Source organism: Actinomycetospora sp. TBRC 11914 (genome assembly GCF_012933465.1).
In the GTDB taxonomy this organism is placed as follows: Bacteria; Actinomycetota; Actinomycetes; order Mycobacteriales; family Pseudonocardiaceae; genus Actinomycetospora.
Genome location: NZ_JABBND010000006.1, coordinates 127,832 through 154,120, shown reverse-complemented (window position 1 = coordinate 154,120; position 26,289 = coordinate 127,832). Strand labels below are relative to the sequence as shown.

General features: G+C 67.1%; 23 protein-coding genes. 13 read left to right on the top strand and 10 right to left on the bottom strand.

The window, feature by feature from the left end; all coding sequences use genetic code 11:
- Window position 1 precedes the first annotated feature (1 nt).
- The gene (locus tag HH311_RS12555) at window positions 2-469 is read left to right on the top strand and encodes an NUDIX hydrolase (RefSeq protein WP_169183997.1); all 468 of its coding nucleotides are present in this window, start codon (window positions 2-4) and stop codon (window positions 467-469) included.
- Here the strand turns inward: HH311_RS12555 and HH311_RS33700 are convergent.
- Window positions 460-1,026, bottom strand: a complete 567-nt coding sequence (locus HH311_RS33700) for an HD domain-containing protein (protein WP_169183996.1) — start codon at window positions 1,024-1,026, stop codon at window positions 460-462. The two genes, HH311_RS12555 and HH311_RS33700, sit on opposite strands and share 10 nt — an antisense overlap.
- Window positions 1,027-2,327: 1,301 nt before the next feature.
- Window positions 2,328-2,513 carry a hypothetical protein gene (locus tag HH311_RS12545; RefSeq protein ID WP_169183995.1) on the bottom strand — a complete coding sequence of 62 codons (186 nt, stop codon included), beginning with the start codon at window positions 2,511-2,513 and terminating at the stop codon, window positions 2,328-2,330.
- Window positions 2,514-3,155: 642 nt separating this feature from the next.
- Between HH311_RS12545 and HH311_RS12540 the strand changes: the two genes are divergently transcribed.
- Window positions 3,156-6,923 (top strand): NACHT domain-containing NTPase, encoded by a 3,768-nt coding sequence (locus tag HH311_RS12540; protein ID WP_169183994.1) that lies wholly within the window; start codon window positions 3,156-3,158, stop codon window positions 6,921-6,923.
- A 1,083-nt stretch (window positions 6,924-8,006) separates the two neighbouring features.
- On the opposite strand, the gene HH311_RS12535 is transcribed toward HH311_RS12540, so the two are convergent.
- Window positions 8,007-9,410 (bottom strand): hypothetical protein, encoded by a 1,404-nt coding sequence (locus tag HH311_RS12535; protein WP_169183993.1) that lies wholly within the window; start codon window positions 9,408-9,410, stop codon window positions 8,007-8,009.
- 524 nt (window positions 9,411-9,934) lie between these two features.
- Between HH311_RS12535 and HH311_RS12530 the strand changes: the two genes are divergently transcribed.
- Window positions 9,935-10,129 (top strand): hypothetical protein, encoded by a 195-nt coding sequence (locus HH311_RS12530; RefSeq protein ID WP_169183992.1) that lies wholly within the window; start codon window positions 9,935-9,937, stop codon window positions 10,127-10,129.
- Window positions 10,130-10,474: 345 nt separating this feature from the next.
- Window positions 10,475-11,473: a hypothetical protein gene (locus HH311_RS12525; protein ID WP_169183991.1), complete on the top strand. Its 999-nt coding sequence runs from the start codon at window positions 10,475-10,477 to the stop codon at window positions 11,471-11,473.
- Window positions 11,474-11,929: 456 nt separating this feature from the next.
- On the opposite strand, the gene HH311_RS12520 is transcribed toward HH311_RS12525, so the two are convergent.
- The 5 genes from HH311_RS12520 to HH311_RS12500 all read right to left on the bottom strand — a co-directional run bounded on the left by HH311_RS12520 (window position 11,930) and on the right by HH311_RS12500 (window position 16,012).
- Complete coding sequence (locus HH311_RS12520) at window positions 11,930-12,532, bottom strand: tyrosine-type recombinase/integrase (protein WP_169183990.1); 603 nt, start codon at window positions 12,530-12,532, stop codon at window positions 11,930-11,932.
- Between the two features lie 71 nt (window positions 12,533-12,603).
- Window positions 12,604-13,011 (bottom strand): cupin domain-containing protein, encoded by a 408-nt coding sequence (locus HH311_RS12515; protein ID WP_169183989.1) that lies wholly within the window; start codon window positions 13,009-13,011, stop codon window positions 12,604-12,606.
- Between the two features lie 67 nt (window positions 13,012-13,078).
- Window positions 13,079-14,116 (bottom strand): alcohol dehydrogenase catalytic domain-containing protein, encoded by a 1,038-nt coding sequence (locus tag HH311_RS12510; protein ID WP_169183988.1) that lies wholly within the window; start codon window positions 14,114-14,116, stop codon window positions 13,079-13,081.
- Window positions 14,113-14,433 carry a carboxymuconolactone decarboxylase family protein gene (locus tag HH311_RS12505; RefSeq protein WP_169183987.1) on the bottom strand — a complete coding sequence of 107 codons (321 nt, stop codon included), beginning with the start codon at window positions 14,431-14,433 and terminating at the stop codon, window positions 14,113-14,115. The genes HH311_RS12510 and HH311_RS12505 overlap by 4 nt, the downstream gene beginning before the upstream one ends.
- Entirely contained in the window at window positions 14,426-16,012 is a 1,587-nt protein-coding gene (locus tag HH311_RS12500; protein ID WP_211190152.1) for an MFS transporter, read from the bottom strand. The genes HH311_RS12505 and HH311_RS12500 overlap by 8 nt, the downstream gene beginning before the upstream one ends.
- Before the next feature lie 30 nt (window positions 16,013-16,042).
- Between HH311_RS12500 and HH311_RS12495 the strand changes: the two genes are divergently transcribed.
- From HH311_RS12495 to HH311_RS12470, 6 genes are all read left to right on the top strand, one after another.
- Window positions 16,043-16,945: a helix-turn-helix domain-containing protein gene (locus tag HH311_RS12495; RefSeq protein WP_169183986.1), complete on the top strand. Its 903-nt coding sequence runs from the start codon at window positions 16,043-16,045 to the stop codon at window positions 16,943-16,945.
- A gap of 595 nt (window positions 16,946-17,540) precedes the next feature.
- Window positions 17,541-18,002: an ANTAR domain-containing protein gene (locus HH311_RS33275; protein WP_169183985.1), complete on the top strand. Its 462-nt coding sequence runs from the start codon at window positions 17,541-17,543 to the stop codon at window positions 18,000-18,002.
- A 303-nt stretch (window positions 18,003-18,305) separates the two neighbouring features.
- Window positions 18,306-19,052: a GAF and ANTAR domain-containing protein gene (locus tag HH311_RS12485; protein WP_169183984.1), complete on the top strand. Its 747-nt coding sequence runs from the start codon at window positions 18,306-18,308 to the stop codon at window positions 19,050-19,052.
- A gap of 90 nt (window positions 19,053-19,142) precedes the next feature.
- Window positions 19,143-19,349 (top strand): hypothetical protein, encoded by a 207-nt coding sequence (locus HH311_RS12480; RefSeq protein WP_169183983.1) that lies wholly within the window; start codon window positions 19,143-19,145, stop codon window positions 19,347-19,349.
- A 166-nt stretch (window positions 19,350-19,515) separates the two neighbouring features.
- Window positions 19,516-20,049, top strand: a complete 534-nt coding sequence (locus tag HH311_RS12475; protein WP_169183982.1) for a hypothetical protein — start codon at window positions 19,516-19,518, stop codon at window positions 20,047-20,049.
- Between the two features lie 565 nt (window positions 20,050-20,614).
- Window positions 20,615-21,358 (top strand): ANTAR domain-containing response regulator, encoded by a 744-nt coding sequence (locus HH311_RS12470; protein ID WP_169183981.1) that lies wholly within the window; start codon window positions 20,615-20,617, stop codon window positions 21,356-21,358.
- Window positions 21,359-21,434: 76 nt separating this feature from the next.
- Here the strand turns inward: HH311_RS12470 and HH311_RS12465 are convergent, their stop codons facing one another.
- Window positions 21,435-22,268, bottom strand: a complete 834-nt coding sequence (locus tag HH311_RS12465; RefSeq protein ID WP_169183980.1) for a DUF2382 domain-containing protein — start codon at window positions 22,266-22,268, stop codon at window positions 21,435-21,437.
- A gap of 661 nt (window positions 22,269-22,929) precedes the next feature.
- On the opposite strand from HH311_RS12465, the gene HH311_RS12460 reads away from it, so the two are divergent.
- Both HH311_RS12460 and HH311_RS12455 read left to right on the top strand, forming a co-directional pair.
- A complete protein-coding gene (locus HH311_RS12460) occupies window positions 22,930-23,652 on the top strand; it encodes a hypothetical protein (protein ID WP_169183979.1) in 723 nt (240 codons plus the stop codon).
- Window positions 23,653-23,706: 54 nt separating this feature from the next.
- Window positions 23,707-24,300, top strand: a complete 594-nt coding sequence (locus HH311_RS12455; RefSeq protein ID WP_169183978.1) for an isoprenylcysteine carboxylmethyltransferase family protein — start codon at window positions 23,707-23,709, stop codon at window positions 24,298-24,300.
- Between the two features lie 6 nt (window positions 24,301-24,306).
- Here the strand turns inward: HH311_RS12455 and HH311_RS12450 are convergent, their stop codons facing one another.
- Window positions 24,307-25,206 carry an alpha/beta hydrolase gene (locus HH311_RS12450; RefSeq protein WP_169183977.1) on the bottom strand — a complete coding sequence of 300 codons (900 nt, stop codon included), beginning with the start codon at window positions 25,204-25,206 and terminating at the stop codon, window positions 24,307-24,309.
- A 128-nt stretch (window positions 25,207-25,334) separates the two neighbouring features.
- Between HH311_RS12450 and HH311_RS12445 the strand changes: the two genes are divergently transcribed.
- A complete protein-coding gene (locus HH311_RS12445; RefSeq protein ID WP_169183976.1) occupies window positions 25,335-26,270 on the top strand; it encodes an AraC family transcriptional regulator in 936 nt (311 codons plus the stop codon).
- The last annotated feature ends 19 nt before the right edge of the window (window positions 26,271-26,289 follow it).

The following is a 26,289-nucleotide window of genomic DNA, read 5'->3' as shown; positions in this document are numbered from 1 at the left end:
GTTGACTCGCGTCGATCATTACAATGAGCCTGACGCTCCCAAGGCCAATAGCATCGTCATCGCGGTGAGCGCGTTCGTCCAGGACGCGGGTGGCCGCATCCTCATGATCAAGCGCACGGACAACGATCTCTACGCGCTGCCGGGAGGTCGTCATGAGCTTGGGGAGACCATGACGGCGACTGCGCTGCGGGAGACGTGGGAAGAAACCGGCTATGTTGTCGAGGTCGACGACCTCGTCGGCATTTACTCGAATCCAGGTCACGTCATGGCTTACGATGACGGTGAGGTCCGGCAGGAGTTCTCGATCTGCTTTCGTGCGCACGTCGTCAGTGGTGAAGCGCGGACAAGCAATGAGTCGAGCGAGGTGGTCTGGGTTGAACCTTCTGAACTCGACTCGGTGCAGGTCCACCCGTCGATCCGCCTACGGATCGATCACGCGTTAACTCGTGAGCAGCCGTATTACACTTGATTCTCTTCTTCGACCAGACGTACCCATGCACAGGCTCGCGCGACGGCCCCGCTTCGCTCGTCCATCGTTGCGTCCAACGCCTGCGAGACGTAGTCGTCATTGGAGTAGCGAGATCGCACGTCGGCCATCCGCTCCCCGAACGTCAACGGCGAACCGTCGGGACCAACCGTCATGTCGCAGTACCAGAGCAAGTCACGCGTCAGCGTCCGCTCGTCCGGGAATAGGGCGAGTTGCTCGGAGCAGCCGAAGAAGCGTGCCTCAACGGCGGCCGCTGAGTGGTTAGCGACAAGAGCACAGAGGCGCATAGACCAGCCTAGGGACCGGAGAAGGAGAGCGCCGTCAAGTGGGTGGAATCCTGTCAAGCGGACCTTGTCGCTGTACCCGACGTCGTGTAGCCAAGCGGCGCAAACCAGCACGTCTGTCTCTTCCTCGCCCCCGCCGCCTAGCTCGCCAGCGCGCTTCGCGACCCCGCAGACGTGCGCCCATCGACGTGGCGCGCTACGGGCAAGGAGCGACTCAGCGAGCGCGCGCGCTGCTTGTACAGACCCATTTGACACTCTGAGAGCCTAACGAGTCGTTCGTTGCTCCAGGCGCAGTCGGGGGCTCTGCGCACGCTCTGACGACGCAGACGGGGTCACGTCTCTCAGTCGTCATCGCTTCGGGCGTTGTCCTGCTTCGGAGCAGATGGCGCGGAACGCCCAGGCCTCCTCCTCGGAGGTCGGCGAAGAAACCTAATCAGCGAACCGCTACGCTATCCTCCCAAGAAGTTTGGCGACGCAGCACTCGGGTGGAGAATCCACCCCATACGTCTGGCTATTGAGCAACCTTGAAGCTCACCTGTTATTTGATCATGTGGCACTGTGTTGCTCGGCGTTGGCCGTTCACATAGAAGACCGCGCAGGCGCTGCCATCATGAGCCAACGTGCCCGGATATACGGTCCGTCCGGCCGCTCGCTGACAGCCACCGTTCGTGGGACCTCGGTCGTACTTGTAGCGCTGGTTGTTCTCGTCGTTATAGTATTCAAAGTCGATTCTCCAATTACACGCCGGACCCCTCATCCAGCCGACGAGCGAAGTTGGGTCTAGGGTATAGTCGGCCTTATCCCAGTCGACCTTGCGGTGATTTCCTCTAATCACATGGCCGAAGTACCCCGATTGGATCGGGATCGAGACGCTAACGCCCTTCACCACGGAGCTGAGATTCCAGGGGGCGATCCAAACACCCCCCGTAGCTGTGGCCGAGGCAGAGCCGACAGACAGGAAGAGCCCTCCAACGGTCAGCGCAAGAGCGCAGATCGCGCTGACGATCGTCGACCTCGACCTGATCCTCGAGCGATGTGCTCCATGGCCTCTGCGAGTCTTCTCCATCGACGCCCCTTTTGAGTCGCACCGAGGAGGTGGACCTCGAGTGTTATCAACCTATCTCCGACTAGTGATAGGTCGTTACGTAGGTGAGTAGGCTATGAAGAAGTTGCACCGCTCGGCTGCAACTAGTGCGGCACACGCTGGCATGAGCTAGTCCGAACTCCGTACCTCCGAGGCCACTCAGGAGGGCACCACGGTCCTCCGGGCCAAGACCACCGGTGGCGCCCGACGGGTCGTCGACATCACCGGGACGCGTTCGCTGCTACAGGACTCGGGGTCGGACCTCCGACGTGCTTTCAGCCCGTGGACGCGAACGACACGAAGCAGCCTCGGAACCGTCGACTGTGGGCGACCGGCTCGCCCGCGCAGGGCTGTCGTCTGAGCGCATCGCGTGGTGGTTCGCACAAGAGGCGGGTGCCGTCCGGGTCGACGGCGAACCCGTGACCGACCCGACGCATCCGGCCGACCCGCCAGCTCGGGTTGTACTTTGCAGCTAGTGGCGCTCAGGGTCGTCGAGGCCGTTGCGCCGCAGCCGCTCGATGATCTCGTCGGGTGTCGGGCCGCCCTTGAGTAACGGCGAGTCCGCCGCTGCGGCGCGCAGGATTGGGCCGAAGTCGGCGAGCGCGTCCCACATCGCCTCGTCGATCGCGGCGACCAGCTCCGGCTCGGGAGACGTCACGACCAGCCGCGCCAGACGTCGATGAGACTGAACCCGCGGGCACGGACGATGCGCCAGGTGCGGAGTGTCTTCATGGTCGAGCACAATGCCCCGACCGGAGAAATGCGTCCATCGAACACATGTTCGATGATAGTCGCATGGTCAGACGCATGCCGCCCCGGGCCGCTGCAGCGCATCGGGCGTCCTCCGAGAACGTCCGCGCCGCCGCAGAGCTGCTCCGCGCCGGTGAACCCTTAACTCCCAAGGCGCGCGAGGCACTCGTCGACCTCCTCGAGCACTTGGCAGCCGGCGCGGGCGAGGTCGTACCTACTACGGTGTGGGATCGAGTTGCACGCCTCGCGCTCTGGGTGCGGGAGCCGCACCGCGGCCGGCTCCCCGACCTCAAGCCGCCCAACGTCGGAGGCGGTGTTGCGCGCCCCTGACCTACCTAGGACCCCGATGGGGAGGCCGGCGCACCGGTCTGCCCGTGGGCGACAGCCCTGCCCAGAGCGCGAAGGGGACCGGGGAGTTCACTGAGTCGACAGCGCGGGGGTAGCTGCTAGGCCGAACGGTCGAAAGACCTCGCGGCTCGGCATGGTAAGTGGACGATTGCTACCACGTAAGGTCTACTGAGATCTTCGCGTTGATACCAAGGGGGCTTAAGTGACCTTTTTCTACGAGCAGTTGGACCCAGAACGGTTTCAACACTTCGTGCAGGCCCTCCTCGCCGAAAAAGATCCACACCTACGTTGCCTTCCAGTCGGCCAGCCGGACGGGGGACAGGACGCGTGGACCACGGTCGACTTAGTTGCCGCGGCTAGTGGCAAGCCAGCCGTTGACTCTCGCCCCAAGTTGGCATACCAAGTTAAATTTGTTCGTAACCCGGATTCAATCGAGGACCCGCACCGTTGGCTTGTAGAAACCATAGAGAAGGAACTTCCGAAGCCGAATACGCTCGCAGCAAGGGGTGCTGTCGAATATATCCTCGTCACCAATGTCCGAGGTACCGCCCACCCGGACGTGGGGTCTATCGATCAACTGCAGCGTGTGCTAGACGATCGGATCGACATACCATCGACGGTCTGGTGGCGCGGCGATGTTGATCGTCGAGTCGAAACGGCAAGCGCCTCGCTGCGCTGGTCGTACCCGGAAATTCTCCGAGGGAACGACTTACTCGAACTTCTCTTCGAACCCGACGCTGGTTCCGATAAGTTGCGTAGACAAGATGCAATTCGCGCCTTTCTCATCGACCAGAAAGAAAAGGATGAAGAAGTTCGCTTCAAACAAGTAGAACTGCAAAATGATCTAATCAGCCTATTCGTAGATGTACCAGCTCAGCTCACGCGCGTACCAGGGGGCCGGAGAGCGTTCTCCCAGGGGCAGAACCTCGTCCTTTCCCTAAAGCACGCGTCAGAAGGAGGTGAAGACCGCAGCATTCAAGGTCTTTCTGATGTCTACTGCGGCGCCGCTATCCTCTTCCTCAATCCGGCTGTCCAAGAATTCTACCCCATTGCGGTCATTCAAGGTGCGCCAGGCCAAGGAAAATCGACACTTGCGCAGTACCTTTGCCAAGTGTATCGAATGCAAGCTCTTGGCAACGATCTATCGCATATTCCGTACGATCGGCAGCCGAAGCTTAGCAGACTCCCTTTTAAGGTTGACCTACGTGACTACGCAGTGTGGGTCAGAGGTAGGAACCCGTTCGATGAGGAGGAACGCGTCGAAGCGAAGAGTAGGAGCGTTGAGGCATTCTGCGCTGCCTTGGTCGAGCACCATTCTGGTGGGAAAGCCTTCTCTGTCGACGATCTCCATAGCGTCCTCAAGACAAGTCCGTCTTTGCTCATGTTAGACGGCCTAGACGAGGTGGCCGATCTCGACGTCCGCGAGCGCGTTGTGAAGGAGATTTCTGCGGCAGCTCGACGATTCCGCGAGATTGCGGCCAATGTCCAGGTAGTAGTAACAACCCGACCCTCGGCCTTCTCCGGAGTCAGTGACTTTCCCCAGCGCACCTTCGCGTACTTCGATCTCGTCTCACTAACCCCTAAACTCGTCCTCGAGTATGCAGACCGGTGGACCAAAGCAAAGAAGCTGGACGCGAAGAATTCTAAAGACTTGAGATTCATGCTGCGGAGCCGACTCGAGCAGGCGCATCTTCGCGAGTTGGCGCGTAATCCCATGCAGCTCGCCATTCTACTAAGCGTCGTACACAGTCGCGGCCCTTCCTTGCCTGACAAGAGAACGGCGTTGTATGGCGTCTACGTAACTTTGTTCCTGTCCCGAGAATCCGAGAAGAATGATGATGTGCGCGAGCATCAGGAGCTCTTGGTAGACGTGCATTGCTATCTAGCGTGGCTGCTCCACGCTCGCGCCGAAGCCGAGAACGAAAGCGGGCGTATTAGTTACGATGACTTGATGGCGGAACTGCGCTCGTATTTGATTCGCGAGGGCCGGGACTCATCCCTCGCCGAGGCTATCTTCAGCGGCTCACAACGAGTCGTCTTCCTTGTGGCGCGGATAGAAGGCACGTTCGAGTTTGAAGTGCAGCCTTTGAGGGAGTACTTCGCAGGTAGATACCTGTACGAAACTGCAGCATACAGCCCCGTAGGTAGTGAGCGCGGCGGCACGATGCCGGACAGGTTCGACGGTATCGCGCCCAATCCGTATTGGCAGAACGTGACGCGTTTCTTTGCTGGCTTCCTAGACAAGGGCGAGCTTCCGGCGCTCGTCGAGCGCCTCACTGTTCTGATTACTGAGTCTGCCTACCAGGACGTTTCGTATCCAGGTTATCTCGCTGGCTTACTGCTCCGTGACTGGGTATTCAGTCGAAACGTACGAAGCCAGCAACAAGTGATCTCACTAATCCTGCGCCGTTCGAGCTTCCTCGCTCTGCTAAGCCGTAGCAGCGGTGGGCGGCGGCCCATTGCGTTGGTGCTGCCCGATGGCGCAGGCAAGAGTGAACTCCTCACGCTACTCTTCGAGGAGATCGACGGCGAGGGTCGCTTCGATCCCGAGAAGCTCAGGCTGGTTGGACAGCTTCTGCAGGCGAACGCAACGCGAGAAGAACTAGTCGCTTTGTGGAAAGACAACTACGCAGCCAGAGAGGCGCGAAGCTTATGGGTTCACTTTGCCTACTACCTTGGAATCATGGCGTCGCTGTCGATCGAGGATCTCCGGCTTAATGCGATGCCTGACGAGGAGGTGAAAGACTGTATTCAGGTAGTCGGTGTTGTAACCAAGAATGCGATATCTGTGCAACATGACCTTAGGCTCACGAAGTTCTACTTGGAATCAGTTCTACGCTTCCCAGACCACCGTTTCGGAGCAGGACGCGACCTAGCTGCCCTTCAAGTTGTCAGCACATTTGCGGGCGCTTACTTCTATACGTTTGTATTCATATACCTGGCAGACGATACGCCGGCCAGACATGCCGCTCGAGTGACTTCCTCGATCATGGGACCTTTGCATGCAAATGCGGAGGGTATAGAAGGACTTGGATTATCGACTCTCGTAGTCGAGCTCGACGCTCAGCTCGACTATCCACTGTCCTGGTGGCGCACTAGTCTAGATCCTTGGACCAGAATCACTAATGGTCTTGGGCAGTACTCGAAGAATTCCGATGCGGTACTCCGAATCGCAATTCTTTCCAGTCAGGTCAAAGCGCCACTCAGTGTAGAGAGCTCTGCAGGGCTGTATAGCAGCGAGCTTGATATGACTGTGCGGCTGCGACTCTCCAAGCTTCGAGCTGGCAATTACCGATGGTGGACGACGCAATTCAAGGACGCCAGCAGTGAGTGGGCGACCGTAACGTTTACATCGGCCTTCTTCATGAACGCTGGGCCAACAGTCCTTCGGAGACTCCTCCCGGACGTCGATCGACTAGTGAGCGGATTGAGCGATAGCGCGTTTAATCGGATAGCAGACATTCTCGAGGATGTCCAGCTCGCGCTAGACGACTACTCGAATCAAAGAATACGTGCTCGGTTATCGGAGTTGACGCAGTTAGCCTTATCTCCGCGAACTAAGGTTTTGGCAATTAGTTCAATGCCGCGCTTTCATCAACCTCATCTGGCAGATGTACTGCTTCCTGACTACACGGGTACTGATACGGTGGTGCTCGAGCGTCTCATTGACTGGATTGCGAGAAAGCCCAACTCCAGTGCAAGGAGCCTAATGGAGAGCGACTGGAGAAGGCTCGCCGAATACTCGAAGGTGATGCCTGAGTGGGCATGGCCACGAAGTCTCGGGGATTATCCCAGCGGGGGGACGCGGAATGCTGGGATGCCCCTAGAACTCGCGCAGCTCATTGTGAGTTCAGACGATTATCCACTTTCGTTGAAAGCCCACGCGGAGGAGGTGTGTGAGCAGGCTGTCTTTGAGGCTGCCGTTCCGGTCATGCGCATTGCTGAAGAAGAGCAGTGGTTTGTGGACTAGCAAAAGCTAGTATGAGCCGGAGTTGTGGACGAGATCGCGTAACCTAAGCGACTATGTGGCGGTGACCTGATGGCCATCTCCGTGAAGTAGTCCCCCCTCGAGCAGGTCTGCACCGCCTTCACCGGCGTAGGTTGGCGTGCCAGCCGGGGACTTAGAGGTTAGCAGAGCGCAATTGGCCGCTGCACGTATAGTAAGCCTCACATAAAAAAGAGCAGTGAGCAATCAAGCATTGCATTTAGCTCAGAAGGAGAGTCTGAGTCTTGGCTCTTGGCTACATCAGAAGGTTGTTTAGTACGCAACTCGAGCCCGAGCTGTCAGCCGACTTGACCTACTTCGGGTTCGACTCGGCTCCGTTCCAACTCGCTCGGCGGAAGCAGCGAAATTCGGCTACCATCCTTCTCGGCAGCTACTTGCCAGTAGCTACTCTCGCTGTTGTTATCTTTGGATTTGTCCTCCCGCAGCCTATGCGCGGCCTTTCAACGTACCAAAATCTTGGCAGAATCACTATTCTTATAGGAAGCTTAGCAATCATTCTCGCGCCCTGGGGGGCATTCGCCGTCACGTCCGATTACATGGCTAGGCTTCGGGCATATTCCCGGGTCATTGGAAGTGTCTCGTCTGTATCAATCGTGGCGTCAAGAGTCACCTCGCATGCAGCATCTGGACGGGCTCTTCGACGAAACTTGTGGCACATGCGACGGTTGGCAGGTAGCTCTGTGACCGCCTGCCTACTCCTCTCAGCGGACCTTGCGCAGTTGCGGGGGCAGCGAAGGGCACTCAAACACGAGCGACCTCAACGGGAAGTTCCTACTGTGATTTTGGCAGCGGCGCGCGCTCCTTATGATGAGGCCAGGCGACGCTATATGCTTATGAAGACCTCTGAGTTGATAGCTGCGCTGCAGTCAGGCGAGTTCCCGCTGCCGGTCGTTCAAGTAGCTACCTCCGATAGTCTTCCGCGGGGTACGCTCAAACGTAGCCGGTCGTTCTTTGGGCCATTCATAGTGACGTTTATATTCAGTCTAATTGTAGCCGTGTTCTCGCGTCTGATTGCCAAGTAGGGCAGCTTCTTCGATCTCGAGACCCTCACCGGTATAGTGGTCCGCAAACAACCGGGCCGTCCGTTTTTTGCGGCGCGGTGGACCGAGCAAATCCAGGGTCGCATCCGGTGTTGTCTATCCATCGCAGACCGCGGCTCGTCAGCCAGACGCGGGCAGCATTGAGCCCGCCGCCCTCTGCGACGTGCAACAATTCGGTTTCAGCTTGAGCGCTTACCAGATGGGCCCAATCGTCGGCCGCAAGCCCGAGACGGGTGTCGGCCTCGTGGTCCTCCTCGGAGATCTCCTTATCGGTGGCCTCTCGGCCCAGTCCCGCGAGCGCGCGCAGATCACGACGGCCCGTTGACCAAGTGAGCTGTCGGCGGCCGTCGGACGCCGCCTCCCACTCCCACCAGCGCGACAGTGCGGACTCCTCGTAGGTGTCCACCGCGTCGGCGAGGAGCTGCATCGGAGTGCGGCCACCCCGGGCGCGGCCTTCCTTGCGGTGTCCGCCGGTGACTTCGTGGGCCATCTTGGTGAAGTAGTCCGCCAGGCCCCCGTCGCCGATCTGGGCGCGGCGCATGTCCCAGCCGTGCTCCACTGACGCGGCGAATCCCTTGCGCTCCAAGGCGCGGCTCCAGCGCCCAAAGAGCCGCGGGCCAAGGGCGGCGCGGGCGAGCTCAGCGGAGACCTGCTCGCGGAAGCACATCAGCACGTGGAGGTGGACGTGCCAGCCATTCTCGCCATCGGTGACCTCCACCGCCCGCGCCCACCCGAGCAGTCCGCCGAACCGCTCGCAGTCCTCCTGCCACGACGACCCAGACGTCACCCGCTGCCAGGCGTAGGACAGGACGTCCCAGCAGCCTTCCTGGGCCTTGATCGAGTCGAGTTCGATGGCGTCGGCCTCGGCCTGGTGCTCGTCGACGTCCCAGCCGTTGGCCTCGGCTACCTGGAGGTCGGCCAGGCGTTCCTCAAGCCGGTTCCGCCGGGCGCGCTGCTCGCTGGTGAGGCCGAGGCGGTCGCCGCGGTCGTGGCGCATCGTCAGCGTCAGCAGGAACGCCGAGCCGCCGAGGTCGTCGACTGCGCGCATCACCGTGGCGAGGTCGTCGGCGCGGCGGGTGGCGATCTTCGCCGCGCACACTGGGCAGCACCACACCGAGCCGCACGTCTTCAACCCGCCATAGGCCGCGGAGCGGGTGCCATCAGGGTTCTCGATCACCCCGAGGGTCACGCCGCCGTCGGGCGTCATGGTGTGCCCGCAGTACTTGATCCGCTTGAGCTTCGAGATGCGCCGCAGCTGGGCCCGGCGCTGCCACCGGTTCGCCCGCCGCTCCTGCGCCCCGGCGACCTGCTCGGCCGACCGTGGTTGGGCGTGCTCGCGGCGACGGCGCCGTCCAGGCCGGGTGGCCGTTCGAAGAGTTGTTGCCCCTTTACCGAGAGCGGGCGCGGTCACCGAGCACCACCAGCGCGGATGAGGGCCGGCGCTGGCGCGCCGGCCGTGCCCGGCCCCTGCAGGCCGGGCACGCTTCCCCTCCTGTCTTCGACCCGGGGCGCGCACCCGGCCCGGGGCCCGGGCACCAGCACGGCAGACGCAGCGACAACCACCCACGCGACGGAGAGCGGCAGGGCGACGAGCCCACCTCGAGGAGCGAGCACACCGTCGAGCCGGCCGACCCGGGGCGTGGGGCAGCTCAGGGCCGCGCGGCCACGCCAAGAGCGACGGAGCCGGCTTCGCCGGGCTGCCGTGTCGGCGGCGGCCGAGTTTGACCGGCCGTCCCTCCCCAGCAAGGGCCGCAAACCATCTTCACCGCCAGCTGAAGCGGCATGCCCCCGAGACGTCGAGGGCCGGTGAAGATCGTTTGCTTCCTCCCTTGCCGGCGAGCCTCCGACGGCCGAACGGGCCGCAGGCGCGGCGGAGCCGGGGACGGCCCCACCCACAGCGCCCGCCGCCGACACGGCCAAGCACAGGAGGCCCCCATGCCGTTGCTTCGCGAGCTCCTCGCCGCCTGGGAAATCTGGTCGGCACGCGACTCCCTGACCATCACCCTTGCGGAGGCCGCCACCGATGACCGTCGCGAACGGATCACGGAGACCCTCACCGAGGTGCCAACCGCGAGTGCGTTGGATGCTCTGCTTGGTAGCGCTGAGCTGGTCGAGCTGCTGACGAACTGACGGTGGCAGGCGGTATACGCCGCGTGGCATGACGGGGCGAGTTGGGTGCAAATATCGGTTTCTTCCCTGACAACGGCCGCCGACTCGCGGACGTTCGATACGGAGATCGACCGTCATAGGATGCTCCTTTGCAGGGACATGGACTTATACCGAGATGCTCCGCGCCGGCCGATTCGCGAATGACCGTGGCCGGCCGAGCCAGGTGAGCCTGACTCTTGCGTGGCCGTGCTCCACACGTAAGACTGAGACGGTAAATGTGCGAACTCACTCGTTTGGGAGGATGATTTGCCGCTGCGGTGGTTTCGCATGGAATGGTCCAGACTGGGGCGACCTGCTAGAGTGATAATGCCCGTAGCGATCGTTCTCGGTATGTCCGGGTTGTGCTTCGGCGTTGTCGAGGATCTGCGAGGATTCTGGTCCGACAAGCCGTTTTTGACTAACGTAGTCTCAAATCTCTCCGGTGCACTGATTGGTATACCGGTGGGTATTATTGTCCTACAAAGGATAGTCGCACAGCAGGCGCACGTAAGCGAGCAGCTCAGAGTGAGGCGACGCCTCAGGGCCGCCCTCGAAGAGATAGAGGCTCTCATCTTCGACGGATTCTTTCGAGATTGGGCTCAGGTCCGCACGACTATCTATGAATCTCTCAATAGTGCAAGGCGCGAACTCGAATTGCTCCTTGAAATGTATGAACAACTTGTAAGCCGAAGTGGTGTCGACCAATACGACGTTGAGTTGCGGAGCCTCCATGGATGGGGTCAGCTGCAGCGCCAGGCCCTTCTATACAGCGAACGACGAAGCGCTCTAAATGATCATATTGTAGAGTCACTCGTAAAGAGTTCCGAAACGCGGAAGATCGTTCGAGTTGATCGCAGGCGGGTGATTATGCCGGGGTGGGAGCTCGACTTGAAGTACGCTTGGGGACGTCTCCTGGAACTGCATTCGCTTTACACTCAGGCGGGCCTAGAATGGATGGACGAAACAGTCGAGCAGATCATGGAAAGACATTTCGCAGACTCGGATTCATCTGTCGCCAGGCTCCCTAGCTCGTATTCGATTGCTGATACCACTACTGGGAATGAGCAACCAGAGAAAGAATGGGTACACCTCCTCCTTGATGGGAATAAAACCGTGGAGCAGCTGCAGGTGATTCGAGATCGGATTGGTCGCCTCCTGGGGGTGCACACAATCGATTTGGAGATTCCGCTGCTAGACATACTGGTGGTCGATTTCCAACAGGTTGTGCTCAACCTATTTCCTCCCAGGTCCTCGTCGTCGGAGACTCCACTAGAAGAAAGGCGAATAATGCGAGAGGCCTGGTTCCGGGATAGCGATTTCTACTGAAATCGACTGAGGAAAGGATCGGGGCCACGGAAGGCGAGTCTCGGTAGAGCGCAACGCGAAGTCCGAGACCCGACGCCCTCGTGGTCACCAGACCGAACGCACGTGGGACCCGCCCAACACCGTCTTCCCGATCGCGCACCCTAGTGAAGGTCAGTCCTGACCAGGCCGAGCGTTCGTGCCGCGGCACATGATCAATGCAGCATTCAGGCAGCACGAGGTCTGACAGCCAGGCCTGCGCGGCCGGACGCAGCAGCACGAAACAGCAGGTCAGGCCGCATGCGAGGGTGGTGGGGGAGACCCGGGAATCGAACCCAGGCCCGTTCACACCGAAGAGGTCACTGGTTCGATCCCAGTATCGCCCACCAGCAAAGGCCCTGGTCAGGGACTCGTGAGAGTCGCCGACCAGGGCCTTCGTCGTTCCGGAGCAAGATCGAGGCAGCGAGAAGGCAGCAGAGGTCATCGCTGGTCGTCCTCCTGGTCGTCGTCCAGGGCGGCGAGGATGCGGCTCGTGTCAGCCGTCCGGCGGGTGTAGAGGTCGAGGGTTATCGAGGCGCGCTCGTGGCCCATGACCTGCTGGACCATGTTCGGCGGGACCCCGTCGTCGACCAGCCACGTGGCGTAGGAGTGGCGCAGGTCGTGGAAGCGCAGCCCGCCGTAGTGGCGCCGGGAGACCTCCATGACCGCCTGGTAGTGGGTGCGGGTGGTCAAGGACTGCTCGTCGCGGTCCCGGTCGCCCCAGACCGCGAGGAACCCGCTGTCGACCGGGCGGACGTCGCCGATGAAGTCGGCCCGCACCAGCGAGGGGCGCCAGACCCGGGCGCGGAACGCGGTCCGGCCGATCGGGCCCTGAATCTCGTTGGCGAACACCGGCGAGGTGGCCGGCGAGGGCCAGCGCTCGACGTGCTCGGCGATCAGGCGACGCGCCCACGGCGGGATCGGCACCTCGCGCCGGCCCGCGACCGACTTCGGGAACGGCTTGAACGACCGATGCCCGGCGACCTCGACGACGGTGCGGACCACGCGTAGGACGCCCGCCTCGAGGTCGAGCGCATCGTCCATGAGCCCGGCGACCTCACTCCAGCACGGTCCACAGCTGGCGGCTGTCCGCAGCAGGAGTCATGCCGGACCCGTTAGGTGTGGACGTGCGCCACGCGGTACTGCTCGTCGGTGACCTGCTCGAGCCAGGTGGTGTCTTCGCCGTTGTCGTCGGTCTCGAGCAGGGCGAGGTGGCACATCAGATTGCCTTCGGTGGCGCCGTGCCAGTGCTCCTCACCGGGTGGGGTCCACACGGTCTCGCCGGGGCGCAGGGTGAGCACCGTGCCGTCGCGGTTGACGACGAGCCCGATGCCGTGGGTGCAGTGCAGGGTCTGGCCGCGGGTGTGGGAGTGCCAGTTGCTGCGCGCGCCGGGGATGAAGGTCACGGCGCTGGCGATCATGCGCGAGGGTTCCTGGCCGCGGTAGATCGAGTCGACGTAGACCTCGCCGGTGAACCGCTCGGCGGGCGCCTTGGCGGAGGACTTGGCAGGGAGCGTTTCCATGCTTGTTCCCTTCTCGGGGTCACGAGTCGGGTGGCCGCTGCGTGTCCGTGGCCACCCGACTGGTGTGTCACGGAGTGACGAGGACCTTGAGTGCCTGGCGGTCGGCCATGGCCTGGTAGCCCTCGGGGACGCCGTCGAGGTCGACGGCGCGGTCGAAGACCCGGCCGGGGGCGATGGTGCCGTCGAGGACGTCGGGCAGCAGGGTCTCGATGTAGGCCCGGGCGGGCGCCGGACCGCCGGTGAGGGTGAGGTTGGCGCCGAACATCGCGGCGAACCCGATCGGACCGTCGGTGTACTGCGGGACGCCGACGCGGCTGATGACCCCGCCGGCGCGGGCGACGCCTTCGGCGGTCTCGAGCGCGGGCAGCAGCCCGACGCATTCCAGGACGCGGCGGGTGCCCTGGCCCTTGGTGAGGTCGCGGACCTTCGCCACGCCCTCGTCGCCGCGCTCGGCGACCACGTCGGTGGCGCCGAACTCCCGGCCCAGGTCGGTGCGGTTCCGGTGGTGGCCCATGAGGACGATCTGCTCGGCGCCGAGGCGCTTGGCCGCCAGCACCGCGGACAGGCCGACCGCGCCGTCGCCGACGACGGTGACCGAGTCGCCGGCGAGCACGCCGGCGGTGACCGCGGCGTGGTGGCCGGTGGAGAACACGTCGGCGAGGGTCAGCAAGGAACCCAGCAGCTCGGAGTCCGCGGCCACCGGCAGCTTGACCAGGGTGCCGGTCGCCAGCGGCACCCGGACGGCGTCGGCCTGGCCGCCGCCGGCGCCGCGGGTGCCGAATACCCCGCGGTTCGGGCAGGCGGTGTGCAGGCCTTCTCGGCAGTACTCGCAGGTGCCGTCGGCGAAGGTGAACGGGGCGACGACGAGGTCGCCGGCGGCGACGCCGGTGACCTCGGCGCCGACGTCCTCGACGACGCCGATGAACTCGTGCCCGATGGGGGCGCCGGCCTCGTCGACCGGCGCGGAGGCGTAGGGCCACAGGTCGGAGCCGCAGATCGCGGCGCGCACGACGCGCACGATGGCGTCGGTGGGCTCGACGAGCTCGGGGTCGGGGACGTGTTCGACGCGGATGTCGCCCGCGCCGTGGATCAGGGTCGCCTTCACGACGACGCCTCGTCTTCCTCGGGGAGGATGGTCTGCAGCTGGCCCAGCGCGGTGACCGCGGTCGGCCAGCCGGCGTAGAACGCCAGGTGGGTGATGGCTTCGACGAGCTCGTCGCGGGTGACGCCGTTCTCGATCGCACGGGCCAGGTGGAACCCGAGCTGTTCGGTGCGATAGAGCGAGACCAGCGAGGCGACCGTGATCAGGCTGCGGTCACGCTTGGAGAGCTCGGGGCGCTCCCAGATGTCGCCGAAGAGCACCTCGGTGTTGAGCTCGGCGAGTTTCGGAGCCAGCGTGAGCGGGTGTGGGCGGTCAGCCATCGTGGGTGTCCTTTCCTGCGGGCGCGGTCGCGGGGGTCGCGGCGGCCGGGTCGCCCTCGGGTCGCGTGGAGGTCTCGGCGGTGTGGTGATCGCGGGCGGCGAGGGCGACCAGCGCGCACACGGCGGAGATCGCGGCGGTGGCCACGACAGCGACGTTCCAGCCGGCGAGGATGGATGCGGGTCGGGTGCCGCCGCTGGTGACCAGGACCGCGCAGATGGCGATGCCGAGCGCGGAGCCGAGGTAGCGGGCGGTGTTGTTGGCGCCCGAGCCCATGCCGCTTCGTTCGGCGGGGACGCTGGCAACGGCCTGGCGGCCCAGCGCAGCGTTGAGTACGCCGTTGGCCGCTCCGGCCACCAGCAGGCCGGGCACCAGCCGGGCGGGGCTGCTCTCGACGCCGAGCCCGAGCAGCGACAGTTGTCCGACCGTGACGCCGGCCAGGCCGCCGACGAGCAGCGCGCGTGGGGTGACGGTCTCGGGGAACCAGCGGGCGGCGTACGCGGTGACCGCGCTGGTCGCCGACCACGCCAGCAGCACCACCGAGGCCAGCATCGTGCTGACCCCGAGACCCCGCTCGAGAACGGTGGGCACGAAGTTCGCCAACGCGAGGACGCCGGCGCCGGCCCCGACCGCGGCGACGGTGGCGCCGACGAAGTCGGGCCGTCGGAACAGGCCCAGATCGAGCATCGGGTGCCGCGAGTGGTGCTCGACGACCACGAACCCCGCCAGCAGGGCGATGGCGGCGACCAGCAGCACCACCGTGTCCGGCGCGGTCCAGTCACTGCGGCCTTGCACCAGCCCGGCCAGCAGCGCGGCCACCCCGCCGGGCAACAGCACGGTTCCGAGCACATCGACCGGGCGCGGGGCCGCGGCACGGGACTCGGCGAGCAGCAGCCGGGCGGTCACCGCAAGGACCACCGACGCGGCGGCGATCACCACATAGGGCAACCGCCAGCCGCCGACTGCGGTCAGTGCGGCGGCCACCAGCGGCCCGACCGCCACCCCGCCGCCCAATGCTGCCCCCCAGGCGGCAGTCGCGCGGGAGCGCTCGCGCCCGGTCGGAAAGGCTCGGCCGATCAGGCCCAGCCCACAGGCCATCACCGCGGCACCGCCCAGGCCCTGCCCGATGCGCATCGCCACCAGCCACCCCGCGTTGGGTGCGAGGCCGGCCAGCAGCGAGGTCACCGCGAGCAGGCCGGCGCCGATCACGAACACCCGCCGCCGGCCGCGCTCGTCGCCGATCGCGCCGCCGGCCATCAGCCCGGCCGCGCAGCCCAGGCTCATGGCCGAGAGAATCCACGCCTGCGGACCCGCGCCGGCGGCCACACCGGCCGCGGTTTCGACCAGGGTCGACAGAGGCGTGGTGAACGCGACCAAGGTCAACAGCACCCCGGCCGAGGCGACCACCACCGTCGCATCCCGCGACGTCGTGGCCGCTTCGCCGGCCGCGCCGTCCGATGTCATACCGCCATCTCCTCGAAGCATCTGCCCGGAGCGGTGCGCTCCGGCGACCTCGAGACAACGCCCTCGCCGGCGGGTGGGCGAGGGGCTGCTGACCGGTGTACTGACAGCCCACCCCACGACCCGCGCCCGCGTCGTAGCGTCGGGACCGTGGACAACCGCAGCGAGGTCAGCGAGTTCCTGACCACCCGGCGGGCCCGGATCACCCCACAGGAGGCCGGTCTGCCCTCCTACGACGGCTCGACTCGCCGCGTGCCCGGGCTGCGCCGCCAGGAAGTCGCCACGCTGGCTGGGCTCTCGGTGGAGTATTACGCCCAACTCGAGCGGGGCAAGTTGCAAGGCGTCTCCGAAGCCGTCCTCGACGCACTGTCCCGCGCCCTACAGCTCGACGATGCCGAACGCGCCCACCTGTTCGACCTCTGCCGCGCCGCGAACACCACCGCCCGCGCCAAGCGCCGTGGCCCGCGCACCGTGCGGCCCGCCGTCGCCCGCATCGTCGAGGCGATCACCGACATCCCCGCCATCGTGCGCAACCCGCGCCTGGACATCGTCACGGCCAACCCGCTCGGGTATGCGCTCTACGCCCCGCTGTTCCCCGACCCGCGCCACCCCGATCCGACCGCCCCGGCGAACATGGCCCGCTTCACCTTCTTCGACCCCCGGGCCGGGGACTTCCACCCCGACTGGACCGCCGCCGCGGAACGCGCGGTGGCCATCCTGCGCACCGAGGCCGGCCGCGACCCGTTCGACCGCGACCTCTCCGACCTCGTCGGGGAGCTGTCCACCCGCAGCGAGGCCTTCCGCACGCTCTGGGCCCGCCACGACGTCCGGCTGCACCAGAACGGCGTCAAACGGTTCAACCACCCCATCGTCGGATCACTGAACTTCGACTTCGAGACCCTCGACGTTGCCGCCGACCAGGGCCTGACCATGACCGTCTACAGCCCCGAGCCGGGCAGCCCCTCGGCCGACGCCAATGCCCTGCTCGCCAGCTGGATCGCCACCGGCGACGCCGACGGGCATCGTGCTGCTCAGCGCCACGAGTCCGCCTGACATGGCGACATGGCAAGCTCGCGTCGTCAGCCGCGATGGTGCATGAGTGGCTTCTTCGGAGGTCGAGTCTCGACCTTTGACCGGTCAGACCTTGGCCGGCGAGGAAGGCTGATGCTCCCTCGATCCCTCTCTCCTCGGCCGCGGCAGTCGTGCGGTCCGAGGGCGGCGGCGCGAGGTCGGCGGAGACCTGTTCGCGGAAGCAGAGCAGGACGTGGAGGTGGACGGGCCAGCCGTTGTCGCCGTCGGTCACCTCGACGACGCGGGCCCACTCGAGCAGTCCACCGAGACGCTCACAGTCCTCCTGCCACGAGGAGCCGGAGGTCGCGCGCTGCCAGGCGTAGGACAGGACGTCCCAGTGAACCGCCCGGCGAGTCTGAAGACAGGAAACTGCGCGGCCCACCCAGCGCGAGCGGCACATGGCAAGCCCATGAATCTCGCCCACAGCGATTGACTGCACACGACCAGTTGTGGTCGTCTTGTGTATAGCCACTTCGCATCGTGGACATCGTGGCGCGTTGCGGCTTTCAACGAAGCTCCGGCGGCTCACATCGCGAGACTGCTTCAGCTCCCGCGCACGATCACGCAGGAGAGCGACGTGACCAGGCTCGCGCCCGTCAGTACACCGGGCTCATCGTCTGACGAACAAGATCGTTCGAGCACGGCAGCGCGCGGTGACGCCGCCGGCCGAAGCGCTGCTCTCGAACAGCAACTCTGCGACGTCAGAGAACGTGCCCACAAGACGCTGCAACGGGCGGTGGAAGCCGAGCAACGCGCCTGCGCGGGCGAGCGCCGCATCGACGCGCTGCTGCGGGCCATGGACACCCGAGGGCCGATCGACCAGGCCAAGGGCGTGCTGATGGCAGTGTTCGGCCTGGAGCCCGACGCCGCGTTCGACGCCCTGGTCTGGGTCTCCCAGAACGCCAACGTCAAGCTCGCCACCGTCGCCGAACGCTTCATGCTTGACGTCGTCGGACTCGATCTGAGCGTCAACCCGCGCGACGAGGTCACCTACCTCCTCGCCCGGATCGGCCAAGTCCACGGGGCGTACTTCAGCTGAGCCTCGACGGAGCCTCCAGTGGCCGTGTGCGCCAACGTGGGCGCCGGCCTCGGGTGAGCCCACCACCCCGTCGCGGACCCTCATGCTTGTGTAGGCCAAAAAGCGAATGGGTAAGCCACCCTGCGAAGTCGCTGTAGGTCGATGCTCAGTGCGATCGACCCCGCGGTCGTTGCGCGAACGCCGAGCGACCCGCCACACCGCCGCTGCGCAGGCAGTCAACACCACCGACTTCGAGTGCGGCCCCGATGCTTTCTCGGCGGCGTCGAGCCGTCCCACACAGACGGGAAGGGGACCGAGGACCAGATGAGTACGAACGAGGAGCTGGCGATCTCGCTCCGTCGCGCCGCGCACACCCTGACTGACACGCACAGCATCCGCGACCTGGACCAGACCCTGGCCGAGATCGTCGCCGCCGCGGTGAACACCGTCGGAGGTGCCGACGCCGGCGGCATCTCCACGACCACCGAGAGCGGCGTCAGCTCCCGGAACCCGAGTACCGAGACGGTCACCAAGCTCGACGGTCTGCAGAGCGAGCTCCGCGAGGGACCCTGCATCTCCGCCATGGAGAACCCGCCGGACGACGGGGCCATCGTCGTCGTCGATCTGGGCGGGGAGGATGCGGCGCGCTGGCCCCGATTCGCTCCCCAGGCCGTCACAGCCGGGTTCCGGGCGATGATCTCTCTGGACCTTCACACCGGGCGGCGCATGCGATCCGCGCTCAACCTCTACGCGGCCGAGCCCGACGCATTCGACGACGAGGCACGCCTGACCGCCGCCCTGTTCGGCGTGCAGGCCGCGATGCTGCTCTACGGCAGCGAACAGGCCGCACACCTGCAACGAGCTGTCGACAGCCGCGATGTGATCGGGCAGGCCAAGGGCATCCTCATCGAACGGTTCCACCTGACCGGCGACCAGGCGTTCCAGATGCTCGTGAGGTCCTCGCAGGACACCAACATGAAGGTCGTCGACGTCGCCCAATGGCTCCTCGAGGAGGCCTTGGCGCGCAACGCCGGCCACGACGGCGACGGCTGGACCGCGCCCGCTGGCTGAGCCCCGAGCGCGCTCACAACAGTCAGCGTCTCCTGCCCGTGGGCGTCGTGTGTGCACCCTCCACGCGAGGCGACTGTCGAGAGGAACCAGATGAGCGACACCGACCCCTCGGCGGCCGACGAGCCCCGCGACCGGATCAACTGCGCCCTGGGCATCCTCAGTGAGCGCCATCGCTGCACCGTGACCGGGGCGCTCTTCCTGCTGCACGGATGGGCCCACCAGGTGGAGATGACCGTCGCCGACGTTGCCGACCTCGTCCTCGCCGAGTGGGAGGTCCGCGCAAGCACGTGGAGCTGAGTCGCAGACGCAGCCGATCGACAGCCCGCCCCGCGGGGGCACGTTCCGCCCAGCGCCGGCCTCACGCCAGCCACCAGAAGGCTCCTCAGAGCCCGCCCGTCGAACGACGCCGTCGGGCAGACTCAGCCAAGACGAAGGGACACCCCGACTGATCATCAGCGAGCCGGTGAACATCGTGACCAAGAAGTCGATCTCTCGACGATCTGCTCCAGGCAAGGGGCTCAACGCCCGTGTCCAGGCGAAGCCAGACCATCACGCCGACCTGGCGGCGGAGGAGCGGGACGCGCCGGCCGACGCCCGGGATGTGGCAGCGCGGGAGCGGCAGACGCGGGCCGACGCCCGAGATGTGGCAGCGCGGGAGCGGCAGACGCGGGCCGACGCTCGGGATGCAGCCGCAGATCGACGCGACGACCTGGCCGACGAGCGTGACGAGATCGCGGACCGGCGAGAGACTAGGGCGGACGCACGCGAGCAACGGGCCGATCGGCGCGAAGCCTCGCTGGACGACCTGGCCCGTGCGATGCAGGTCCCCACGATCGAACAACTCAACCGGGTCGATGCAGCTCTGGGCCGTGCCCACGAGGCGGTGCTCCGCGCTGCAGAGCGTCTTGATCGCTCGCGCAGCGCGGGGGCCCGCTACCGGGAACGGGACGACCGAGAACAGGCGGAGATCGACCGCGAGACCGCGCCGGAGCCCTAGCGCGCCGGCCACCGGTGTCCCCGGCGGGGCGGTGGCCGGAGCGGGGTCTCTCCCACGACGAGGTGCCCCGGGTCTGCCAGATCGCCCGGGAGCACGGGCTGGTCGAGGCTCCGGTTTCACCGCGGCCGGTGATCGGGCACCGCTGCCGCGCCGGTTCGAGCGGTGGTGTCGGTACCTGAGGTGCGTCATGGCGCCCTCGTTCCGGTTCACCAACGCAGCCGGTCGGGGCGGCTCCGCCCGCCGCAGGAGCACCTGTGGCGGCGGGGTCGTCACCGGGGGCACCGATCAGCAGAATCGGACCGAACCCGCCATTGGCTCGACCGCCGGCGCAGCCGAACGACACCTCACCGCGCGCAGGGTGGACAAGCTGTTCGTTGTACGGTCTGGGTGTGTCGGTCGACCATACGGCCGCGATCTGCTGGCGGGGAGCCTGAAGAACCGCCGAGGCATTCCGTCCACGTCGGGTCGCTCGACGACCAAGCGCCGCGATCGACGTCGCGGACGGGTGCGATCGGTCCCGGAATCGTGCTCCCCCGGCCCGCGCCGCGAGCCCAGGAGCACCTTGATGCCGACTGCCCAGGACCATCGACTCGTCGCCGCCCTGCGCGCCGCCGCGCGCGAGTTGACCGGGCACCGCAGTATCCACGACCTCGAGCAGACCCTCGGTCAGATCGTCGCGTCGGCCGTGGAGACGATCCCGGGGGTCGACGCCGGTAGCATCTCGATCACCGAGCACGGTCGCATCGAGACCCGCCACCCGACCCGCCAGAGCGTCCGCAAGCTCGACGAGACCCAGTCCGAGCTCGACGAGGGCCCCTGCATCACTGCGATCGAGGACCCGCCCGACGACGGGATGGTCGTCGCCCACGACCTCACCGGGGCCGACGCCGGGCGCTGGCCCCGGTACGCGCCGATCGTGGTGGGCGTCGGCTTCCAGGCATTGACCTCGATCCAGCTCTCCACCGACGGCGGGATGCACGGCGCCCTGAACCTCTACTCCGAGGCCCCGAACGCCCTCGACGAGCACGCCCTGACCCTGGCCGGGCTGTTCGGGCTGCAGGCCGCCCTGCTGCTCTACGGCACCGAGCAGGCCAGACACCTGCAGCGCGCCGTGGACAGCCGCGACCTCATCGGGCGGGCCAAGGGCATCCTCATGGAGCGCTTCAAGGTCGACGACCACGGCGCGTTCCGGATGCTGGTCAAGTCCTCCCAGGACACCAACATCAAGGTCACCGACGTCGCGCAGTGGCTCAACGACAACGTCACCAGCTCCGCCCACCAGCGAACCCACCCACCGGGCACCTTCTGACCCAGCCGTTCCGGCTCCTGTTGGGCACCGGAGCCCGCCCCGACCCCGTGTCGACGGGGTCGCGACGGGGACCGGGTCACCGGCTCCGGCCGGAGCGGCCCTCGGTGTCGGCGTCGGGTCCGGCGTCGGCCTCGATGTGCTCCTTGCGAACCTGCTCGCTGACCTGCTCCTCGTCGCGGCGGGTCTCGGTGCCCATCCGGACGCGCTCCCTGGCGACGGTCTCCTTGCCGACCACGGGCCGCTCCTCGTGGAGGACCACTTCGTGCTCCTCCTCGGAGATCGGCGGGCCGTCGTGTGCGGCGGGGGCGTTGGCCTCGGTGATGGGCTCCCGCTCGACGACGACCTCCTCGTGCGAGACCGGCACCGTCGTGGTCTGCTCCTCGGTGACCACGTACTTGCGCAGCCGGGCCCGTCCGCGCTCGCGGGTCTCGATGCCGACCCTCATCTCCTCCTCGGAGCGGGTCATCGCCTCGTCGGTGGTCGGGCCGGAGACGTCGTGGCCGACGGCGCGACCCTCGTGCCGCCCGCTCGTCGCCCCGGCCTGCTCGCGGTGATCGCCACCGGTGCGGGCCCCGCCGTCACCGGTGCGGCCGTCGTAATCGACCCCGTAGTGCTCGAAGAGCTCGCGTTCCTGGTCGGCCGAGAGCTCGCGCTCGGGGTCGTGGTGCGGGGCCCGCTGGACGGCCGACTTGTCGTAGGGCAGTCGCAGGGTGCCGTCGCGGTACTGCGCGGTCGCGAGAGGGACCAGCGACACGTGGACGCCGAACAGGCCGGTCGTGACCGCGACCCACTCGGGTCGGCGGGTGTCGTTGTCCAGGTAGACGTTCTCGACCTTGCCGAGCTTCTCGTCGTCGCGACCGAGCACGGCCGCGCCGTTGAGCTCGCGGGGGTCGGAGAGTTCCACTGCCATGTCGTGCTCCTCGCTGAGCGTGTGTCCGTGGGGCTTCGCTGCGCCGGGGTGGACAGCAGAGCGGGGCCACGTCGGCCGGGGCCGGCGGTCGCGCCGGGTCGGCCGGGGTGCCGTCGTGACGCCGTCGGGCCGTCGGGTCCTCGATCTCCGCCCGTCACCGCCCTCGTCGCAGGCGCAGGGCGCGGGCCCCGCTGCACGAGAACGGAGGGAGGACGGAACGAGGAGGCGTCGAGCCGGCGGACGTCACCCCGCGGGACGTCGTGCACTGCGGCGGAATGCTCCGCAGGCTGTCCCGCGTCGAGTTCGGGGTGGGCCCGAGGGCCCGATTCCCTCGCAGCGCGGGTTCTCGGCTGCGTGCCGGCGGGATGCGCGGCCCACCCGTCCCGGAAAACCCGGCACCGCGAATTGGCGTGATACGGCAGGCGTGGTGCCGACATCCGGCCGAAGATCCGGACGGCCGGGCGGCGGCACCACACCAGACCCATCGCGCTGGTGATCCGCCGACGCCGAGTGCGCCCGGGCGGTGACGAATCCGAGTGGGAGGCCCGACGAACACCCCTCGGTTCCGGCTCCGTCGGCGAGAAACGCCCATCGCGGGAGGAAAGCCGCCGTCTCCGCGGAAGCCTCGTCGCGGGGCCGTGCCGGGCCCTACCCTCCCTCCATGAGGGCCGACCGGAGCACGGCGTTGGCCCTGTGGTGTGCCCAGGTCCGAGCGCAGGCCGAGGCCTCCCGGACGTTGTTGGTCCACGCGCGCAGGCGTGCCCACGACCAGGAACGGTATGCCCGTGCGGCGTGCGCCCGGACCCAGGAACAGGCCGACCGGAACATCAACGGGTGGGCGGCCGGTCGAGGGCTGGCATCTAGCGGTGAGGGGCGGACGCGCGCGGACGTGGTCGGCGTCGTCCTCGACGCGGTCGGGCCGCTGTACGGCGGTTGCCTGTCGATCAGCCTGACCCTGGTCGAGCAGCTCGGCGGCGACCGACCGCAGTACCGGACGGCCGGCCCCACCGGCGTCGCGGACGCCATGGACGCGGCGCAGTACCGGCTGGCCGAAGGGCCGTGCGTGGAGGCCGTCGAGCTCGACATGGTCGCGGTCGTCCGGGCGGACGACCTGGCCGGTTCCACCGACCGGCGGGCCTGGCCCGACCTGTGCCGGGAGGCCGACGAGCTCGGCGTGCGCTCGGCGCTCTCCATCGCCGTGCCGTGGACGCCGCAGCGCGTCGGGGTGGATGCCGAGCAGTGGTCGTTGGGGGCCATCAACTGCTACGCGAGCGAGCCGCACGCCTTCACGCAGACGGAGGCCTACGGACGCCTGGTCGGTTGCTGGGCGGGAGCGCTCATGAGCGGGCAGGCGCCCGCCGACCTGTCGCACGCCGGCGAGTAGACCGCGCCCGGCCGTCATTGCCCGGATCGTCGAGCGACTGCCAGGCTCGCGTCCATGGGTCGAGCGGTGCCGCGCGGGGTCGGTGACGTCCTGTGGTCGGCGGTCGGGGTCGCCGGTGCCTTCGGCGGGATCCGGCTGATGGAGGCGCTGCGCCCGCCGGTCGTCGCCGAGGACGCCGCCCGGCCGACGAGCCGGCCGGACGGCGTCGACGAGCTGACGCGGGCGTACTTCTTTTCGGCCGGCGCGATCGTCGCGAGCCCCCTCGTCGCCGCGTCGGTCCGGCTCCCGCGGTGGTCCGGTCCCGCCGGGCTCGCCGTCCAGGCGGGCGGCATCGGGCTGCGGGTCTGGGCCATGCGCACCCTGCGCGGGCACTACGCGCGGACGCTGCGGGTGGTCGACGGCCAGCCGGTCGTCCGCTCCGGGCCGTACGCGGCCGTGCGGCACCCGGGCTACCTGGGCGTCCTGCTGCTCTGGCTCGGTGCGGCGCTCACCGCCCGGAACGCCCTGGCTCCCGTGCTGACCACGGCCGCCGTCGGGACCGCCTACCGGCACCGCATCGAGGCGGAGGAGGCCCTCCTGCGGCGGGACCTGGCCGGGTACGCCGAGTACGCCGTGACGACCCGGCGCCTGGTCCCGTCGATCCGGTGACCGCGGTCAGGGCCGCAGGTGCTCGACGAACCAGTCCCGCGCGGGCGGCATCGAGTGGTCGTAGCCGTCGACGTAGGCGTCGAAGTGGCCGCCGGGGAGGATGACCAGCTTCTTCGGCTCGCGGGCGTCCACGTACGCGGCGACGGCGAGCTCGGTGGGGGTGAGGACGTCGTTCTCGGCGACGAGCATCAGCAGCGGGGTGGGGCTGATGCGGTGGATGTAGGCCCGCGGCTCGTACTCGGACAGCATCTCGACGGTCCGCAGCGTGACCTCGTTGCGCCACGACGGCGCGCGGAGCTCGTGGGTCTCGGTGAACCACTGGTAGGAGTCCGGGGTGGGGAGCGCCGACGGCGCGAGCGGGTCCTTGTCGACCACCGGCACCATCGCGGGCGCCTCGCCGCGCCCACGGGCCTCGCGGTCGGCGTCGAACTGCTCGCGGAACCCGCCGATGAAGTCCGAGCGCACCAGCGACCGGATGTTCTCGTAGCCCGAGACGAGCGGGACCTGCGCGACGACCGCCCTGACCCGGCGGTCGATCGCGCCGAGGACGAGCGCGTGGCCGCCGGAGTAGCTCGAGCCCCACACGCCGACCCGGGTGCGGTCGACCTCGGGCAGGTTGCTCGCGTAGGTGATCGCGTGGCGGTAGTCGCGGACCTGCGCGACCGGGTCGATCTCCTGGCGGGGCTCGCCGTCGCTGGCGCCGAAGCCGCGGTTGTCGAAGACCAGGGCATGCAGGCCGGCCCGGGAGAAGGCCTCGCCGTACCGGTCGAGGTACATCTCCTTGACCGCGGAGAAGCCGTGGGCCATGACGACCACGGGGGCCGGCCCCGAGGCGCCCTCGGCGTCGTAGAACCAGCCACGCAGGGTCGTCCCCTCGGCGTCGAACTCCACATCGCGACGGCTCATCGCGCTCCTCCTCCTCCTCCGGCGCCGACGGCTCGGCCCACCGACTGTAACGGCGGTCACATGGTCGACACAGCCGGTGCGGGCGGCCGCTGGACAACCCCGAGGGGAGGGTCTTCGATCCAGGGAGCATGGGAGCGACCCCGGCCGCGGCCGCGTGGTCCACGGCGGCGGTGGATCAGGACCAGGCCTTCGACTACTGGCGCGACCTGATCTGCGACGCCTTCGTCCAGCTCTCCGCGCGACCGGTCGACGACCGGCCGTTCGCCGGCGCGATCGAGCACCGGGCACTCGACGACGTCGAGCTCTCCACCGTCACCGCCGACGCGCAGCGCGTCGACCGCACCCGCGGCCTCATCGCCCGCAGTCACGAGGACTACCTGCTGGCGAGCATCCAGCTCGAGGGTGTCGGGCAGGTCCGCCAGGACGGCCGGGTCGCGGAGCTGCGAGCGGGGGCGATGGCCTTCTACGACAGCACCCGGCCCTACACCCTCGAGTTCGACGACCACTTCCGCCAGCTCGTCATCCAGGTGCCCCGGTCGGCGGTCCCGCGCGCGGCGGTCCGCGACGCCACCGCGACCGCCCTCGCCGGGCCGGGCCCCGCCCGGCTCGTCACCGACTTCTTCGTCGGCCTCGCCCGGGAGTCCGCGCAGGGGCACCCGCCGTCGGGACTCACGCCGCACGCGCTCGGCCTGTTCGAGTTCGCGCTCGGCCTCGCCGGGCACGCCACCGCGCCGCCGAGCGACGCCGCCGTCCGGGAGCGGGTGCGGCGCGGCATCGCCCGGGCCGCCGACGAGCCCGGGGTGAGCGCCGAGGCGATCGCGTCGGCCTGCCACGTCTCCCGGCGGACGCTGTTCCGGGTGCTGGCCGCCGAGGGCGAGACGTTGAGCGGCCTCCTGCGCGCCGAGCGCCTGCGCCGTGCGCGGGCGCTGTTGCGCGAGCGGCCCGAGCTGCCCGTCGCGGTGGTCGCCGCACGGTGCGGGTTCGGCGGGGAGGCTCAGTTCCACCGCACCTTCCGCGACGCCACCGGCACCAGCCCCGGGGTCTTCCGCGCGCGCGGGGGCTGAGCCCGGCACGCAGCGCGAG